The organism is Pseudorhodoplanes sp. (assembly GCA_032027085.1).
Taxonomy (GTDB): Bacteria; Pseudomonadota; Alphaproteobacteria; order Rhizobiales; family Xanthobacteraceae; genus Pseudorhodoplanes.
Genome location: JAVSMS010000001.1, coordinates 335,949 through 353,118, shown reverse-complemented (window position 1 = coordinate 353,118; position 17,170 = coordinate 335,949). Strand labels below are relative to the sequence as shown.

At 60.3% G+C, this 17,170-nt stretch carries 16 protein-coding genes and 1 pseudogene; 11 read left to right on the top strand and 6 right to left on the bottom strand.

Annotated elements, in window-relative coordinates; translation table 11 throughout:
• Nucleotides 1-84: 84 nt before the first annotated feature.
• The 11 genes and pseudogenes from RO009_01775 (at nucleotide 85) to RO009_01725 (ending at nucleotide 11,695) form a co-directional block, all read left to right on the top strand.
• Nucleotides 85-1,275 (top strand): ABC transporter substrate-binding protein, encoded by a 1,191-nt coding sequence (locus RO009_01775; protein ID MDT3683755.1) that lies wholly within the window; start codon nucleotides 85-87, stop codon nucleotides 1,273-1,275.
• Nucleotides 1,276-1,409: 134 nt separating this feature from the next.
• On the top strand, nucleotides 1,410-2,645 hold the full coding sequence (locus tag RO009_01770; GenBank protein ID MDT3683754.1) for an acetyl-CoA hydrolase/transferase C-terminal domain-containing protein: 1,236 nt from the start codon (nucleotides 1,410-1,412) through the stop codon (nucleotides 2,643-2,645).
• 179 nt (nucleotides 2,646-2,824) lie between these two features.
• On the top strand, nucleotides 2,825-3,457 hold the full coding sequence (locus RO009_01765; GenBank protein ID MDT3683753.1) for a TetR family transcriptional regulator: 633 nt from the start codon (nucleotides 2,825-2,827) through the stop codon (nucleotides 3,455-3,457).
• A 49-nt stretch (nucleotides 3,458-3,506) separates the two neighbouring features.
• Nucleotides 3,507-4,274, top strand: a complete 768-nt coding sequence (locus tag RO009_01760) for an enoyl-CoA hydratase-related protein (GenBank protein MDT3683752.1) — start codon at nucleotides 3,507-3,509, stop codon at nucleotides 4,272-4,274.
• Nucleotides 4,275-4,369: 95 nt separating this feature from the next.
• Nucleotides 4,370-6,682, top strand: a complete 2,313-nt coding sequence (gene hcrA / locus RO009_01755; protein ID MDT3683751.1) for a 4-hydroxybenzoyl-CoA reductase subunit alpha — start codon at nucleotides 4,370-4,372, stop codon at nucleotides 6,680-6,682.
• Between the two features lie 407 nt (nucleotides 6,683-7,089).
• Complete coding sequence (locus RO009_01750; GenBank protein MDT3683750.1) at nucleotides 7,090-7,947, top strand: 3-hydroxyacyl-CoA dehydrogenase family protein; 858 nt, start codon at nucleotides 7,090-7,092, stop codon at nucleotides 7,945-7,947.
• 15 nt (nucleotides 7,948-7,962) lie between these two features.
• Nucleotides 7,963-8,718, top strand: a complete 756-nt coding sequence (locus tag RO009_01745) for a 3-oxoacyl-ACP reductase family protein (GenBank protein ID MDT3683749.1) — start codon at nucleotides 7,963-7,965, stop codon at nucleotides 8,716-8,718.
• Nucleotides 8,719-8,799: 81 nt separating this feature from the next.
• A complete protein-coding gene (locus RO009_01740) occupies nucleotides 8,800-9,672 on the top strand; it encodes an amidohydrolase family protein (protein ID MDT3683748.1) in 873 nt (290 codons plus the stop codon).
• A 39-nt stretch (nucleotides 9,673-9,711) separates the two neighbouring features.
• Nucleotides 9,712-10,878 carry an acetyl-CoA acetyltransferase gene (locus RO009_01735; GenBank protein MDT3683747.1) on the top strand — a complete coding sequence of 389 codons (1,167 nt, stop codon included), beginning with the start codon at nucleotides 9,712-9,714 and terminating at the stop codon, nucleotides 10,876-10,878.
• Nucleotides 10,879-10,927: 49 nt separating this feature from the next.
• Nucleotides 10,928-11,116 carry a hypothetical protein gene (locus RO009_01730; protein MDT3683746.1) on the top strand — a complete coding sequence of 63 codons (189 nt, stop codon included), beginning with the start codon at nucleotides 10,928-10,930 and terminating at the stop codon, nucleotides 11,114-11,116.
• Between the two features lie 261 nt (nucleotides 11,117-11,377).
• Nucleotides 11,378-11,695 (top strand): annotated as a pseudogene (locus tag RO009_01725) (metal-sulfur cluster assembly factor).
• A 271-nt stretch (nucleotides 11,696-11,966) separates the two neighbouring features.
• Here RO009_01725 and RO009_01720 read toward each other — a convergent pair.
• The 6 genes from RO009_01720 to RO009_01695 form a co-directional block, all read right to left on the bottom strand.
• Nucleotides 11,967-12,455, bottom strand: a complete 489-nt coding sequence (locus RO009_01720) for an antitoxin Xre/MbcA/ParS toxin-binding domain-containing protein (protein MDT3683745.1) — start codon at nucleotides 12,453-12,455, stop codon at nucleotides 11,967-11,969.
• A 90-nt stretch (nucleotides 12,456-12,545) separates the two neighbouring features.
• Nucleotides 12,546-12,809, bottom strand: a complete 264-nt coding sequence (locus RO009_01715; protein MDT3683744.1) for a hypothetical protein — start codon at nucleotides 12,807-12,809, stop codon at nucleotides 12,546-12,548.
• A 231-nt stretch (nucleotides 12,810-13,040) separates the two neighbouring features.
• Nucleotides 13,041-14,651, bottom strand: a complete 1,611-nt coding sequence (locus tag RO009_01710; GenBank protein ID MDT3683743.1) for an AAA family ATPase — start codon at nucleotides 14,649-14,651, stop codon at nucleotides 13,041-13,043.
• The gene (locus RO009_01705; GenBank protein MDT3683742.1) at nucleotides 14,648-15,403 is read right to left on the bottom strand and encodes a metallophosphoesterase; all 756 of its coding nucleotides are present in this window, start codon (nucleotides 15,401-15,403) and stop codon (nucleotides 14,648-14,650) included. The genes RO009_01710 and RO009_01705 overlap by 4 nt, the downstream gene beginning before the upstream one ends.
• 11 nt (nucleotides 15,404-15,414) lie before the next feature.
• The gene (locus RO009_01700) at nucleotides 15,415-15,909 is read right to left on the bottom strand and encodes a hypothetical protein (GenBank protein MDT3683741.1); all 495 of its coding nucleotides are present in this window, start codon (nucleotides 15,907-15,909) and stop codon (nucleotides 15,415-15,417) included.
• Complete coding sequence (locus RO009_01695; protein MDT3683740.1) at nucleotides 15,906-16,889, bottom strand: hypothetical protein; 984 nt, start codon at nucleotides 16,887-16,889, stop codon at nucleotides 15,906-15,908. The genes RO009_01700 and RO009_01695 overlap by 4 nt, the downstream gene beginning before the upstream one ends.
• Nucleotides 16,890-17,170: the final 281 nt, after the last annotated feature.

The window sequence follows — 17,170 nt, the reverse complement described above, 5'->3', positions numbered from 1 at the left end:
GCGGGAGCTGAACGCACGTCGAGGTACCAGACAACATAAATTGAAGTCCGTGCCCGGAATCAACCGACAAGGAGGGAGGAAGACATGCGAATGCGTTATTCGATAATTGGTATCTTTCTAGCCATCATTTTTGTAGCCGCTCCGGTTCAGGCAAGGACCATCAAGGTCGGCCTAATCCTGCCATTCTCCGGTCCCAACGCGGACCTCGGTGAACAGATGGACCGCGCCGTCCGGCTTTACCTGAAAACCCACCCCAAGGTTCCAGGAGGGCACACGATTGAAATCATCAGACGCGATGCCACCGGCCCCAAGCCGGACATTGCGAAGCGATTGGCGCAGGAATTGGTCATTCGGGACAAGGTGGATATTCTGGCCGGCGTGGTCTACTCGAACAACGCGCTTGCCATAATGGACGTTGTCAACGAGGCCAAAGTGCCGCTGATGATCATGAACGCGGCATCGAGCATGCTCACGACGAAGTCGCCATATGTGGCGCGCACATCCCTTACCTTGTGGCAGGTTGGCTATCCCTTGGGCGAGTTGGCGTTCAAGGAATTTGGGATCAAGAACGCCGCCGTCGCCTATGCCAACTACGCTTCGGGCATAGACGCAGTGGAAGCATTCAAAGCCAGCTTCACCGCGGCCGGCGGCAAAGTCGTCCTCGACGTTCCTTTGACATTTCCAAATATCCCCGACTTCACTCCTTTCCTGCAACGCATCAAGGACACGAGACCTGACGGTCTCTACGTATTTGTGCCGACAGGGAAGTATTCGAGCGCTTTCTTCACGACCCTGCATACGCTCGGTCTTCGTGAAGCGGGGATCAAGCTTCTGGCCGATGGCGACATCACCGACGAAAACGAGTTGCCCAACTTGGGCGATTCCGTGCTCGGTCTGATCACGATGTGGCACTATTCGGCGGGCTCCGACCGCGCCGCCAACCAGGCCTTCGTCAAGGAATGGAAGAAGGCGTATGGCGCCGACGCCCTGCCTGGCTTTCTGGCCCTGGGTGCATGGGACGGCATGGATGCCATTTACTATGCGATCGACAAGACCAGTGGAGCCATGGGGGCAGACGCCACCATCGCCGCTTGGAAAACCTGGAAGTCCAATAGTCCCCGCGGTCCGGTCTACATCGATCCGCAAACCAGGGATATTGTACAGAACATGTACCTTCGCGAAACCAAAAAAATCGACGGTAAGCTGGTCAATGTCGAGTACCGTACGTACGAGGCGATCAAGGACCCGTGGAAAGTATTGAATAAAAAGAAATGATTCGTCGGCGGGATTGATACGTTGCTGCATCGGCAACGCGCAATCCCGCCAGCGACCCACCTCGGACAATGGGCGCTTCTGCGATGCCCGCGACCATAGAGCTCCAGGATTTTCCCAGCTTCCTGAAACCAGGAATGACGGTTTTTGTCCAAGGCGGCGCATCAGAACCGACTGATCTGTTGTCCACACTTGCCGGTGCAAGCAATGCCTGTGACGGCGTTCACTTCACCGGCATGTTCTTGCCCGGCGTTAATCGAAGCGATCCCACCACGCTAAGCGCTCGCGCGTCAGCGACATATTTTTTCATCACTCCGGAAAACAGCGGTTCCGTGGCGAGCGGAAAGGCGCGTTTCGTGCCGCTACATTACTCGCGGATTCCGTTTTACTTTCGCGACGTCGCGGGCATAGACATGGCGCTGATCCAGGTGGCGCCGCCAGACGAACGGGGGCGATGCAGCCTTGGTGTTTCGGTAGACTTCGTCCCTGGCATCTTGGAAAAGACCGGATCGGTGGTGGTGGCTGAAGTCAATCAATCGATGCCGCCGCCGCCAGGCAGCCCAACGATTCCTTTTGATCGCATCGACATCGCCGTGCGCACCGATCACCCCCTGATCGCATTCGATCAGTCAGCGGCGTCCGAGGAGCTTGCCGTGATCGGCGCAGCCGTCGCCGCCTTGATAAACGACGGGGATGTCATCGAAACCGGAATCGGCAAAGTTCCGACCGCGGTATTGCGCGCACTTGGCGGCAAACGAGACCTCGGTATCCATTCGGGGATGATTTCCGACCCCATTATCGAGCTCATGGAATCCGGCGTAGTCACCGGCGCGCGCAAGTCTATCGACCACGGCAAGGTGGTCACGGGCGTCGCTTTGGGAACCAATCGCCTGTACGATTTCGTGGGCCGCACTCCCCACATTCTGTTCCGGCCAGTCGACTACACCCATAATATTAACGTGCTCGCTCAAATTGAGAACTTCGTTGCCGTCAACTCGGCAATCGAAGTAGATCTGTTTGGCCAAGTCAACGGCGAGAACCTGAATGGTCGCCAGGTCAGCGGTGTTGGCGGTCTCGTTGATTTCATGCGCGGCGCGCGCGAGTCTCCCGGCGGGCGCTCCATCGTTGCCCTGAGCGCCAAAGGAAAAGGAGGCACGACCTCACGCATCGTTCCAGCGCTTCAGCCGGGTCAAACAGCGACCACGCTTCGTGTCGATGTGGACTTCGTGGTCACGGAGTACGGGACCGCAGACCTAAGATACAAGTCCGTCGACGAACGAGCCGAAGCCCTGATCGCTGTCGCCGCGCCGCGGTTTCGCGAGATGCTCAAACAGGCCTGGAGGCCATTGCGGAGGGCGCATCTTGGTTGCTGAACGAACCCATTTGCCTTCCATGCCGACCGAATTAGGCTTCCAATGGCAAATTCCGTGATTGACAGAGTCTCAAAATATTGTTGGAGCAATTTTGAAATGCAAATCCGAAAAAAGGCGCAACGGCCCCGATGAAAAACGCGAGAACTACTTCTGCTACGAAACGCAGCCCGTCAGCCCACATGCCGACGTTGAATTTGGACGAATATGACGGCGGTATCAATAATGACAATAAATATAAGAAGGGTATCGAGACAAGAGACCATATTCTCTCAAAGGCGATAGACTTGTTTCACGAGAAAGGTTTTGCGGATACCTCGATAAGACATCTTATCAGTAAGGTAGGTAAGAGCAGCTCCGTTATCTACAATCACTTTGCCGACAAAGAAGATGTTCTGTTCACGGTCACCCGCCGGACCGGCGAGAAAACCCTGCGCCTGCTGGCCGAGATAAGACAGCATAACGGTGATCCGGAAGCCTGCCTAAAAGCGATGATTACCGCGATGGTTCGCTTGGTATCACATCCAAGTATGGTGAAGGAGATCGCAATCTTCCGCAATGAGTCGCATTACCTTCCCACCAAAAAGCGCAACATCATCAATCGACAGCACTTGGATATCGTGCACGAATTCGAGGATGTACTGGCACAAATTGCCAAGAAAAGGGGGCGGAGAAATATAAACGATAAGGTCGCGGCGTTCAGTATCCTAGCGATGATAAACGGGTTCTATGTCTGGTATCGCCGGGATGGGAAGATGTCATGCGATGAGATTTGCGATCAGATCCTTCAATTCGTTTTTCACGGCTTGGATTGAATAAGAGAGTTCTTTTCCCGGAATCGAGCAACGGAAGGCAGCGACTGACGTGACGGAAAACATCATCCTAAAAGAATTGAACGGCCATGTCGCCTTGCTGACCTTGAACAGGCCGAATGAGATGAATGCGCTGAATTGCGAATTGATGCTTGCAATAAAGCGCGAGATCGAGGCGTGCGACCAGGACGGTGAGGTGCGGGTAGTTGTGCTGACCGGTGCGGGCGATCGGGCTTTTTGCGCCGGAGTGGACCTGAAGGAGCGCGCCGCCATGACCGAGGAAGAGGTGATGGAGAGCCGGCGCGCCGCTGTGAAGCCCTGCTATGATGTTTTCCGCGCCATCTCGACGCCTGTCATTGCGGCCGTAAACGGCATTGCACTGGGCGGGGGGGCCGAGTTGGCCTTGGCCTGCGACATCCGATTGGCTTCTCATAACGCCCGCTTTGGGCATCCCGAGATTCGCTGGGGCATGATCCCTGCCGCCGGCGCCCACCAGCGAATTCGCAATCTTGTCGGCTTGGGCGTCGCCAAGGAGATCATGTTGACCGGCCGAACCCTTGAGGCCGACGAGGTGCACCGGCTAGGCATCTACAATCACGTTTACGAGCCGAAGCAGCTCATGCCCGAGGCTCTTGCCGTGGCCCATGTCATTGCCGCTCATCAACCGCTGGCGGTTCGCCAGTCGAAGCGGGTGCTCGACGACTGGGCCTATGACGATGCTGCTTTCGAGGCGGAGTATGAAGCCTCCAAGGCCTGCTACGAGGAAGGCAGCGCGTTAGCCGGACCCAAATCCTTCAAGCGGGCCGGAAAGGCATCATAATCCGCAGCGATGGTCGATCGGCTCATGGGCAATCCGAGAGGTTAGGTAGTGCGGCAGAAAATGCTTCAACTTCGTCCCGTGGGAGGTGCACCAGCATGATTTCCTCATTCACCCGCCCAAATGAGGCCGTAGGCAAGCGTACTCCCTTGATCGACGGCATCGAGAAAGTGACCGGTCGCGCCAAATACACGGCCGATTTAGAAGCCGGTGACACTCTTATCGGACGCATCTTGAGAAGCCCTTGGTCGCACGCCAACATCCTATCTGTCGATACCAGCAAGGCGCGCGCCCTGCCCGGCGTGGCCGCCGTCATCACGGGTGACGACTGCGACCGGCCGTTCGGGGTCCTGCCCATCGCGGAAGATGAATATCCACTCGCCCGTGGGCGAGTGCGTTACCGGGGCGACCCCATCGCCGCCGTGGCGGCGACAGACGCTGAAATTGCGGAACGCGCGCTGCATTTGATCGAGGTGCAAGCGGAGGAACTGCCTGCCTACTTTACCTTTGAAGAGGCCGGAGCGTCGGGCGCGATCGCCATCCATGATAGATATCCAGGCAATGTGCTACGGGAGCAGAGTTACGAACTGGGCGATGTCAAGGAAGGATTCGCCCGCTCCCACCTTGTCATGGAGGGCACGTTCAATAGCGCCGAAGTCAATCATATGCAGATTGAACTCAATGCAGCTCTGGCTGACTTCGATCACGACCGCGGGCAACTGACCATCTGGTCGCCGACGCAAGTCCCCTATTATCTCCACCGAATGCTGGCCCAGTGTCTGAAGCTAGATTCCTCACAGGTTCGCGTGATCAAGCCTTTTGTTGGCGGCGGTTTCGGTGCCAGAGCCGAGGCTCTCAATTTTGAGATTATCGCGGCACTTCTAGCACGGGCGGCGGGAGGCAGGGTTCGCATCACGCAGACCCGCGAGGAATGTTTCCTCAGCCACCGCGGCCGCCCCCGATCGCAGATCCATCTCAAGCTGGGATTGGCCAAGGACGGTGCCATACAGGCCTGCGAGGCCAATGCCGTGCAGGCGGGCGGAGCCTATCCTAGTTACGGCATTATCACCATTCTCTATGCCGGTGCCGGCCTGAGCAACCTCTATCAATTGCCGACTTTGCGTTTCAATGGGCGTCGCTATTTCACCAACACGCCCGCATGCGGCCCCATGCGCGGCCACGGCACCGTTACCAGTCGGTTCGGATTCGAGACGCTGTTTGACGAGATGGCTGAGAAGCTGAAATTGGACCCGTTCCAGGTGCGGCGGCGGAATTTGCTCGACGTCCCCTGCGAGACGATCACTGGTGTCAAAATCAATTCTTGTGGCCTCGGCAAATGCCTGGACTGGGTTGAGAAGACGTCGGGCTGGTCGGAGCGCCGGGGTAAGCTGCCCAGCGGTCGCGGCCTGGGAATGGCCTGCTCGCATATGCTCAGCGGCGCGGCCTCGCCCATTCATCGTACGGGGGAGCCGCATGCCGTTGTTGAACTCAGACTCGACTTTGACGGCGGGATCACAATCCTGACCGGCGCTCCCGATATCGGCCAAGGCTCAAGCACGTTGATCGTCCAGACCGTCGCCCACGTGCTTGGTATAGAGTGCAATCGCATCAGGGTCTGCGAGACGGACAGTACCATCGCGCCCAAGGACACCGGCGCGTTTTCATCGCGGATCTCGTTCATGTGCGGCAATGCCGCCATCGATGCTGCCAAAAAGCTAAAGGAGATCCTGGTCCAGGCGGCCGCCGACGGGCTATGTTGTCCGCCGGACGACATCGTCTGCCTGGGCGATGTATATCGGACTGCTGGCAGCCAGGATCCCGGCATTCCGTTTAAGGACGTGGTTGCCAAAGCGCTCGTCAACCGCGGGACCATCACCGTCAAGGGCACTTTCACGGTACCGGACAAATACCAGGGCACGGTCAAATTCCGTGGCTCGGCGGTCGGCCCCTCCATGGCTTATTCCTTCGGTGCGACCGTCGCGCAGGTTCATGTAGACCGCGACACGGGCATCGTAACCGTTGAACAGCTATGGACTGCGCTGGATTGCGGCTTTGCCATCAATCCGCTTGCGGTAGAGGGACAAATCGAGGGTCAGGTCTGGATGGGCTTGGGCCAGGCGCTGAGCGAGGAGGCCCGCTACCATAATGGCCTACCGTTGCATGCCAACGTGCTCGATTACCGAGTTCCCACGATCGTCGAATCCCCCCCCATCAGCCTCAAGATTATCGAGAGCATCGACCCCAACGGCCCCTTCGGTGCGAAAGAGGCGAGCGAGGGCGCTCTGGCCAGCGCCATTGCAGCGGTGGGCAACGCCATCTATGACGCCGTCGGAATCCGGCTGCATGAGACGCCATTTTCGCCGGACCGGGTTCTGATGGCGTTGGAGCTGAAGAGACCCCCAAGGCATTGAACATTTAGGTTGCGCATCCGGATATCTTTGTTGTCGCGGAGAGCTCAAAAGATTTCGACGGGAGACTTCGGCGCCGCGTCGATTGAGCCAGGCGATTGATCACGGCATCGCCAGAAGTTGCCCGCAAATTCATCCGGCGGCGATGGGAGCCTGGCGGGCGGCTTTGCCCGGATGGGCGGCGATGCCGTAGTCCGCGCGGCGGAGACGTTCCTCGCGTTAGAGCGCGATGACTTCTTGTCTCTCTCGCAGCCCCACATGGCCGGCGCCGGCCGACCACCACCAAGGTCACATGCACGCGGCAGATCACGCTCATGCAGCCGTTGTTGCTATTGACCTGGGTGGTGGTCTCGCTATAATAAAAACGATCGCTCGTATTTCATCCCACTCTAGAAAGACGGAGTTGCACGGTGGAGATCAACAAGGTTCTGGTCGTCGGCTGCGGGCAGATGGGGCATGGAATTGCCCAGGTTTGCGCGACCGGCGGAGCCCAAGTTTACATGTATGACGTGTCGCGGCCGGCGGCCGAGCGGGGGCTTGCCAAGATCAAGGAGTCGCTCGCCCGATCGGTCCAGAAAGGCAAGCTCGAGGCGGCGAAGGCGGCAGACATCGAAGCACGGCTTGCCCTGGTCGACAGCTATGACGCAGCCGCCGGTGTGGATATGTGCGTCGAGGCCGCCATTGAGAACATCGACGTCAAGCGCAAGATTGCCACCGAGCTGGATGCGATCATGGGCGAGAATGTCATTCTCGCCACCACGACATCGGCGCTGCCAATCACCGAGGTGACCAACAAGACTAAGCATCCCGAGCGCACCATCGGCACCCATTTCCATCACCCGCCGGTCGTCATGCGCCTGGTTGAGATCGTCAATGGCTATTACACCAGTCCCGAGGTGACCGAGACGGTGATTAAGTTCCTGGCCAAGGCCGGCAAGGTGCCGGTGCCGTGCAAAGACTACCCCGGCTTCGTCTCCAGCCGGGTCGGTATTCAGATGATCAACGAAGGCATTCACGCGCTTTATGAGGGCGTGAGCAAACCAGAGGACATCGACGCGGCCTGCGAGCACGGCTTCAACTGGCCAATGGGGCCGTTGCGGCTTGCGGATCTGATCGGCCTAGAAACCATCCTGATGATCCTCGAGGACATGACCGCGAAGATGGGGTCGCGGTTCATGCCCTCGCCGCTGCTTCGCCAAATGGTCGCCGCCGGCCGCCTGGGGCAAAAGGTTGGCAAGGGCTTCTACACCTATGCCGAGAAGCGGTAACTGGAGGTTCGCGGCATGCGCCTGAAGGATAAGACTGCGGTGATCTCGGGTTCCGGCCGCGGGATCGGCCGCGCTGTCGCCCTGGCCTATGCCCGCGAGGGCGCATCCATCGTTATCTCCGACATTGCCGAGCACCCGGAAGTTGCCGACACCCTCATCAGCATTAAGGCCATGAGGCGCGACGCTCTCTTCGTCCAATGCGACGTGGCGGACGAAGAGCAAGTGGTCGCCCTGATGGAGAAAACCCTGGAGACCTTCGGCGGGATCGACATCTTGGTCAACGGAGCTGGAGCCTCGGCGCCGGCTATGCTCACCGAGATGACGCTGGAGAAATGGTCTCTGGTGCTCAATTCCCACCTAACCGGCGCCTTTCTCTGTACGCGCGAGGCTGTGCGCCGGTACATGAAGGAAAAGGGTGGCGGCTCGATCCTGTTTGTTTCGTCCGTCGCCGGTTCCGAAGGCACACTGGGACAGTGCAACTACGGAGCCGCGAAGGGCGGGCTCTTGGGATTGATGAAAAGCTGCGCCAAAGAGCTGGCCCGCTACGACATCAATGTCAACGCCATCTGCCCAGGCATTGTCGAGACGGCAATGACCGAGACCATCCGAACGAACGAGAAGTTTCGCGAAGCTTCATTGAATCGCATCCTAATGCGCCGCTTCGCCAGACCTGAAACCGTCGCGCCCCTCTTCGTCTATCTTGCCTCCGAGGAAGGCCACTACGTCCACGGTCAGGTCCACTACATCGATGGAGGCATGTATGGGCTCTAAGGACGCGTGTCGCATCGCCTGAGAGCACTTATGCGCCATATATCTACGATATAATCGAAACAAATCTTAAAAGGGGCCTTCATGAGTGATCAGAATGAAAAAATAACCGCCATCGACTTTATGGGATATATGTTCACCAAAGGCTATTTCGAGAAATATTGGCTGAGCAGCAACGAGCTCACCAAGCTCGCCAGGTGGTGGAAGTTCGAAGATATCATCCGCAAGGGATGGACGCCGGACGAGATGGTGGCATTGATGGATCAGGCAGGCGTCGAGAAGCACTGCATCGTGCAGTTCATTATGAAGTCGTACCGCGAGGACCGGATGATCGTCGACGTCAAGACCGAAGAGGTCGCGGAGGTGATCAAAGCCCATCCGGATCGCTTTGTCGGTTTCGCAGGTATCAATCCTCTCCGAGGAATGGATGGGGTGCGCGAAATGGAGCGGGCGATCAAAGATTTTGGCTTCAGAGCCGCGTATCTGCACGTATACGGTTTCAATATCCCCATAAATCATCGCAGGCTCTACCCCTTCTATGCCAAGTGCGAGGAGCTGGGAGTTCCGGTCTCGATGCAGGTCGGGCATTCGGCAGAGTCCATGCCCAGCGAGCATGCCCGTCCCATCTTCCTTGACGACATCGCCCTCGATTTTCCCGGCCTCGTCATTGTCGGCACGCACACGGGTTGGCCATGGACCGAGGAGATGATTGCCATGGCTTGGAAACACGACAATGTCTACATCGGCATGGACGCTCACATGCCGCGGTTCTGGAGTGAGAACCTGCTGCAGTTCATCAAGACTCGCGGCCAAGATAAGGCGATCTGGGGCACCAACGGCCCGACTGCCTTCACTCACAGCCACATCCTTTCCCAGATCGACGAGCTGAATCTAAAACCGCAGATCAAGCGCAAGCTCCTGCGCGATAACGCCAGGAAGGTCCTGAAGCTGAATTAGCCCGATCTTCAGACGCCTTTTTCAAGCGGGGATATCGATTTGACCGCCTGCATTGTGGGCTATGCGCATAGCCCGTTCGGCAATCTGGACGCTGAGAGCGTCGAAAGCCTGATCGTTCGGGTCGCCACCGATGCGCTGGCCGATGCCGGCATCGCGCCGTGCGACGTGGACGAGATCGTGCTGGGGCATTTCAACGCAGGCTTCTCGCCGCAGGATTTCACCGCCTCGCTGGTGCTGCAGGCCTCGCCCGATCTGCGATTCAAGCGGGCAACCCGGGTAGAGAATGCCTGCGCCACCGGTTCCGCAGCGGTGCATCAGGGGCTGAAGACGATCGCCGCGAAGAGCGCGCGCATTGTGCTCGTGGTCGGTGTCGAGCAGATGACGCGCACGCCGTCGGCGGAGGTCGGCAGGAATCTCCTCAAGGCGTCGTATGTGAAGGACGAGGCCAATATCGAGGGCGGCTTTGCCGGCATCTTCGGCAAGATCGCCGGGCTCTATTTTCAGAAATATGGCGATCAGTCGGATGCATTGGCAATGATCGCGGCCAAGAATCACAAGAACGGCGTCGGCAACCCTTATGCGCAGATGCGCAAGGATTTCGGCTTCGATTTCTGCCGTACCGAGAGCGAAAAGAATCCTTTCGTCGCCGGGCCATTGAAGCGCACCGATTGTTCGCTGGTCTCGGATGGCGCCGCGGCTGTTGTGCTCGCTGATGTCGAGACCGCCCTGCAGCTCAACAAGGCGGTGGTATTCCGTGCCGCCGCACATGTGCAGGATTTCCTGCCGATGGCCAAGCGCGACATCCTCAAATTCGAAGGCTGTACGCTCGCCTGGCAGCAGGCGCTGGCTCAGGCCGGCATCGCGCTGACCGACCTCTCATTTGTCGAGACACACGACTGTTTCACCATCGCTGAACTGATCGAATACGAAGCGATGGGCCTGACGCCGGAAGGTCAGGGTGCGCGTGCGATCGCCGAAGGCTGGACCCAGAAAGATGGCAAGCTGCCGGTCAATCCCTCCGGCGGCCTGAAAGCCAAAGGCCACCCAATCGGCGCGACCGGCGTGTCCATGCACGCGCTGACGGCGGCGCAACTTCTGGGCAAGGCCGGCGACATCCAGGTCAAGAACGCGAAGCTGGGCGGCATCTTCAATATGGGCGGTGCCGCGGTCGCGAATTACGTCAGCGTTCTGGAGCGGGTCAAGTAGCCCCGCCTCCGCTCCGAGCAAGGCTAGGACGGTTATTTCGGAGAAGCTCATGCTCAGGAACGCCGATGCGGTCACAAAGTTCTCTCAGTCGTTGATGCAGCGCGAGCTGCCAAACGATGTGGTGAATGCCGCGCGGTTCGCAATTGTAGACTGGTTTGGCGTTGCCATTGGCGCTGGTGATCAGGAGCCGGTTAAGGCGCTCAAGCGAGTCGTCGACAAATGGCAGAGCGCCGGTTAGGCCACATTCTTCTCAACGGCTACGCCGGCGCCGCGCCGGCGGCGTTAGTCAATGGTTTGATGGCCCATTGCCTAGACTTCGATACGCATGTGCGTTCGATTGCGCATCTGAGCGGACCTATCTTCGCCGTAAGCTATGCAGTCGGAGCCGAGGCCGGTGCTAGCCCAGCGGCTATCTTCCGTGCCTTCGTCGGTGGCTTTGAAGTCGCTACGCGTATCGGAGGCGGCGGCTTCGGCGTCGCACTCAACGAGCGGCGCATCCATTCAACGGGTCGAACGCATCAGAGATGCGCTGCGCCGGGTGATCGATCCGGAACTTGGCTGCAACATCGTCGATCTTGGCCTCGTCTATGATGTGTGGTCATGGAAGAGTACGGCACTGTCCGTATCACCATGACCACCACGACGCAGGGATGCCCGGCGACGAACTATCTGAACAGGGTGTAGGCGATACGGCCGGCGAGGTGCCGGGGGTCGAGTTCGTCCACATAACCTCACCTACGAGCCCCGCTGGACGCCGGGGATCATGAGCTCGGAAGCCAAAGCGCATTTGGGAATACGCGATGGGGGAAGATGGTGAGCCTGGTGGCTTTCCTCACGCCGGTCGTGGCGATCCGAGAGGGACTGCAATCTAATCTTCTATTTGCGGCGGCCCGAACGCCGCGTGTGCGTTGGTTCATCACCGGACACGGCAATATCCCGTCGTCAGCTTTCGCGAAGATAGTTAAGCAAGAAAAGTCGGCCACTTTGTCTCATCCCGATGTTAGCCAAACTCGGATGGTAGCATAACGTGCGCACCGTTTGCTGGAGCCGCGCCAAGGCAGAGCATTAGTGAATTGTCCGATCCGGGCTTAAGCACCTTCTCTAACCGCATCGAGCAGTCGCCGGACCGTCTGCATCGCCGGCAATTCACCTTTGATCATGTAAGCGAGGGGGCTTTGGCCATTAAAGATTGGATTTTGGTTTGGAAATCGGATCCATTCATCGGCGAGGTTATCCGAGTAGAGAATGTTCAGCGCCTTGTAGATGCCGACGAGGTACGAGATGCGGGTCAGGGTGTCGGCATCCAGTATCGGCTGTGGCTGATTCCTGAGCCCGTCGTAGTCCTCTCTGGCGATGTTGCCCAACAGCGCCCGAGCATCATCGTCGCCGATCTTCCATCTTTGCATGACTGCGAAAAATGCATGAATCGCAACCGGGCTCAGCCGTTCGCGCACGCTCGCATCGGACAGGTCAGCGGGCTGCAAGACCTCATCAATAATGGGATGAAACGGTTGCACCATTCGGTATCTCACGAATTCGGTCGTTGCTATCGGCGAGGTTTTCGGCAGCGCGGACAAGAGCCTCCTCCAGCACTTGCGGTCGGCGCCGCCCGGCCCAATGGCGCGCAGTAAGTGAAAGGCAATCGAAGAGAATCTGGATGGGTGCAATCACGATCGTTCCGCTTCTACCGTCGCCCACTTTGCAATCTTCTCGACCAGGTGCCATACGCTCGCCCTCCGGTCGTGGTTGAAGATCTTTCCGGTTCGCTCCCACGCCCGCGTGCCCGCAAGCTTGTTATCGCCCTCACGGACACGCACGGAATAGTCTGACAGGTCGGCAAGGTTTGACACATTGCCAACCTCTGCGCGTGCGATCTCGCGCGCGAACTCCTCGAAGCCACCAGGCACGAGCTCAATCTTGATTCGCAGCATCATTAGCCTCATTCGTTATCTTGATTACCTGATCGTTTTCATCCGCACGCCGAAACGGCGCCCGTTCGCCGGACCGGTGGAAACACCCGGCGTGGTGCACGCCCAGCCGATTGCGAGACCTCGTCGATGATTGAAGGGGGGGACCCTGGGCCATTACGGTTGCTCCTGGATTCAATTTGGATTGGTGCCCGGCCGGGTGTCGCGTTCGTTGCGCGCCGGCCGTCGCACCGTTCAGTGCTTCAGGTCATCCCGCTCCCGGGCGCGCAGAAGTACCTCGATGAGTCGGCGCAATCTGCGCACTGAGCCGCCGTTCCACCGTTCCGTGATAAGGTCCCGCTCCCATCCGGCGAGCGGGGTGATCCATCGGACGTCGAGCCCGCGCTCGGCCGCGATGTCGGCGAGAATGGCCGGCAGCAGCGCGTCCATGTCCTGTGGTCGCGGTTTGGGGAATTCCACGATCCTGAATCTGTCGCGCAGAGGCGAGGGAATGGGATCGAGGGAGTTTGCGGTCGCGACATAGCTGACGTGAGTGAGGTCGAGATTGGCCTGCAGCGCAGGGTCCGGATAGCGGCTCGCGGTTTCCGGCTCGAGGAAGCCGAGGAGGCAATCCCAGAAGCGGCCGTAGTCGCTGCGGGTGCCGGCCTTCTCGATCTCGTCGATCAGCACCAGCGGATTGGCGTGCCTTGCCTTCGCGATGGCAAGGAAGGGATGGCAGGGCTCGGCGGTGTACCAGCGCTTGTCGGTCCCGGCGAAGGCGTTGCCGTCACTGCGGGAGGCGTCGGTGCGCCAGGTGCCAAGCCCGAGGATGTCGCCGAGCCGGCGGACGAATCGCGATTTGCCGCCGCCCGGCTCTCCGACAAGGATCAGCGGCCGCAGCCTGATCGTCTGCCGGCCGACGAGATCGCCGAGCACAAAGTCGATCACCTTCTCTGCGTAGGGGAATTCGAACAGCAGCCTGCCGCGCACTTCATGCAACGGCGGCACCGGCACGAGCGGCAGCGGTTCGTCGAGCGCATGCTTGAGCGGGCGGACGATCTCCTTCAGTTTTGGGTTGTTGAGCGCCGCCTCCTCGATCCGGCAGACCATCACGTGACCGGGCGGGATTTCGGGCTCCGGCGCGTCCGCCCCACTATTCGCCTTGTTGTCGTCGTTCTTCTTCTCGTTACGTTCGTCCTCGTATTTGCGCTCCACGTCCCGCCTGACCTTGGCGGCGCGCCGGTCGGCCATGTGGCTGCCGATAAAATCCGCGCCATGAAGGGCGAGGTGCGAGTAGTGATCAGGGACCTTGTCCTTCAAAAGCGGCAAGGCCGCCCAGCCATGGGTGACCTGCTCGATGATGACCGCGACCTCGAGGGGTTCGGTCCGCACATGCCTGTCGTCATTCTCCTTCGCAGCGCGCAGCAGGCTCTTTGCCGTGCGCACATAGCCGGGCGGCAACCGCCCGGCCGCTGGCATCGGCAGGGTGAGGAGGCGCAGGCTGTCGGCAAGGCTCCTGAAATCCGGCGTGTCTTTGCGGACCGCCAGACGGTCGAGCGCCTCGGCGAGGCCGATTGCGCTCGTTAAGTCCGCATCATCCATCCAGGTCGCAGCTCCCGGCAGGTCGGGGGCCGCGGTCATGATCTCGGCGAAGAGCCGCAGCCGCGCGTCGGTCATCGAGCGCGTTCCGCGCACGGCATAGCGCAGGATGCGCGGCAGCTGCGCCAGTTCGTCGATCTCGACGGCGTCGCGCGCGGCGCCCTGATCGGCGAGATCCTCGGTGGAATCGGGCAGGATGAGCGTGTCATCGGCGTTGCCACCAGCCTTGCCAGCCTCGGTCTTGCCGGATGTGGTCTTGCGGCTCATGACCCGACCTCCACGCTGAGCGCGGGATCAAAGCCCGTCGCCTCGCCCGGATAGCCGCAGGGGTTGCTCAGGACCCGAGTGCGCCCGATCGGGTAGTCGAGCCGCCGGTGGATATGGCCATGGATCCAGACATCTGGCTGCAGGCGCGCGATCAGGTCGGTCAGATCGCTGGCGTAAGCCGCGCTGAGGTAGCTGCTGCGCCAGTTGTCGTAAAGCGAGTCCGGATGCGGCGCGTGGTGAGTGACCACGACGCTTGGACCATCGAAGCCGTCAGCCAGCGTGCGCTCGACAAACGCGCATGACAGCCGGTGCAGATGCAGCGCCTCGTCCGGCCGGAACCGCAGCCAGGGCTGCTTCTGCCACTTGATGAGCTTGTGGTCGTTCATGCGATCGCGCGCCTCGCGCATCGCAAGTGGACGAACGGCTTCGCCAAACAGCGCGTAGTCGGTCCACAAGCTTGCGCCGACGAACCTGACACCTCCGATCACGACTGAGTCATTCTCGAGCAGATGGATGCCAAGCTGCTTCGCGAGCAGGCGAGCCTGTTCGAGCTCGGCCGGCATCTCGGTCCGGTAAAACTCGTGGTTACCGGCGACGGTGACGACCGGCAATGACTTGTCGATCGCGCGCCGGATCTCGATCAGCGAGGACTGCAGCGGCACCGACGTGTCGCCGGCGATCACCACACAATCCACGCCGTCGGCAACCGCGGGGACGCGGCCCTTGCTGTGCTCAAGGTGCAGATCGGACATGTACTGGATCCTCATGCCCGCCTCCCGTCGTTGCGGGTCGGCACGAGAAGCAGCGTTCGCGTTGGCGCGACCGGCGGCTCGGCGATCTGAACGTTGCAGATCCGCAAGTTCGCTAAGGGTGCCTGCACGAGATTGCGGGTGAGCCAGGACACTGACAGGCGGCTGGCCAGAGCCTTGTCGATCGGCGCCTGGCGCAGGATCTTTGCCAGCACGAGGCAAGCTGCCGGATTGCCCGTCGCCGCGCAGCGAGCGAGCGCCGTCATCACGATGTCGACTTGCTGCGTGATCGCGCTGATCGGCAGGAGTTTGAGCGCAAGCCGGATGGCGACAGCCGCGTCGCCATCGGCCGCCCGCCGCCAGCCGCCATCAGGCGCGAAGCACATGCCATCGAGCGCCGCGGTCATTGCCGTGATCTCTGCAGGACCGAACGCGTCTGCCGGCAAGCTGCGCCAGGAGATCCAGGGCTGTGCGAGGGGTGAGGTGTCGTAGACCGGAAGTTGTGTCATGACAGCGCCTCCGGGCTGGAGGAGGCCGTGATCTCGGCACTTTCCGGGGGCGGGCTCACCGGACGGGCGAGCGGCTTCCAGTGCTCGCTCCCGACATGCGCGCCGCACACGATCTTGGCCGCGACCGCCGCCGAGCGGAAGCCGACCGAGACCGTGAAGCGGTAGAGGTCGTCCTGTGTCTCCACCTTGACTACAGCCCCGCTCGCGATCAGCTTCTCGCGGCGCGGAACACAGATCTTGTTGGTGGATGCATTGAGCTCGGCCCGCATCTCCGAGCCCGCCAGCACGACAAAGGCGCCCTGGTGCTGGTAGCCGCGCGCCCAGACATTGGTGTAATGAAGCTCGAACTCTTGGGCGCCCGCCGGGATGCGGGCGAGCTCCACCCGCGTCATCTCCAGATCGTCGAAGTCGCCGAGCGGAAGCTCGACCTTGCGTCTGGCACGGATGGCGCTGCCATTGGCCGAGTGGAAGATACGGCAGCCGGCATCGAACAAGAGGCGCTGCGCATCATTCACCATGCGGTTCAGCGTCACGAGACGCTCGGCCGTTCGGCGCGGCTGCGGCGGCGTGTTCTGGTTGCGCAGCCGAACGAGGCCGGCGGCCTTCGCATCCTGCAGAAAGCGCAGCTCGAAGTGTTGGGCGGTATCCTTGTCGAACAGCTTGTTGTTAAAGGCGGAGACGGCGAAGACCTCGGTTGCGAACGCCTTGTCGAGATCCTGCGCATGGGTGAGGAGACGGCTGGCGAGATCCCCGGTCTCGCCGATATAGGCCTCACCGTCGCCGGCGAGAATGTAGCTGCCCGCACTGCGCAGATCGTGCGCCGCGCAAATCTCTGCGGCCCAGCTGAACGGGAAGGCCAGTACCCGCAGAGTCTGGCCGCGGTCGATGACCTCGCGCGGCGCCGTACCGTCGGGAAAATGCCGCAGGACTGTGGACGCAAAGCCTGAGGCCTCCGCTCCGCCAGGAATGATGATGCTCATTGGTTCGATCCCATGTGCCGGGATCGGCGATCGGGCCGTGAGACGTCCTCCAACTGGCCGCACATCATCGTTCACGCCCGCAAAGGTGCGGACATGCCGAGGGACGATGCGCAATCGGAAGAGGCCCTCTGCCGGCGCGAGGCGCCGTCAGACCGGACCCGATCGCCGATCGATGCCTAGTTGCGTTTGGAGGTGGTGAGCGGGGCGCCGTGCGCGGCCAGGGGCGGGCGCGCGCCGTCGGGCGGCGGCTGAAGGCCCGCAAGTGCGGGCAAAATGAGAGC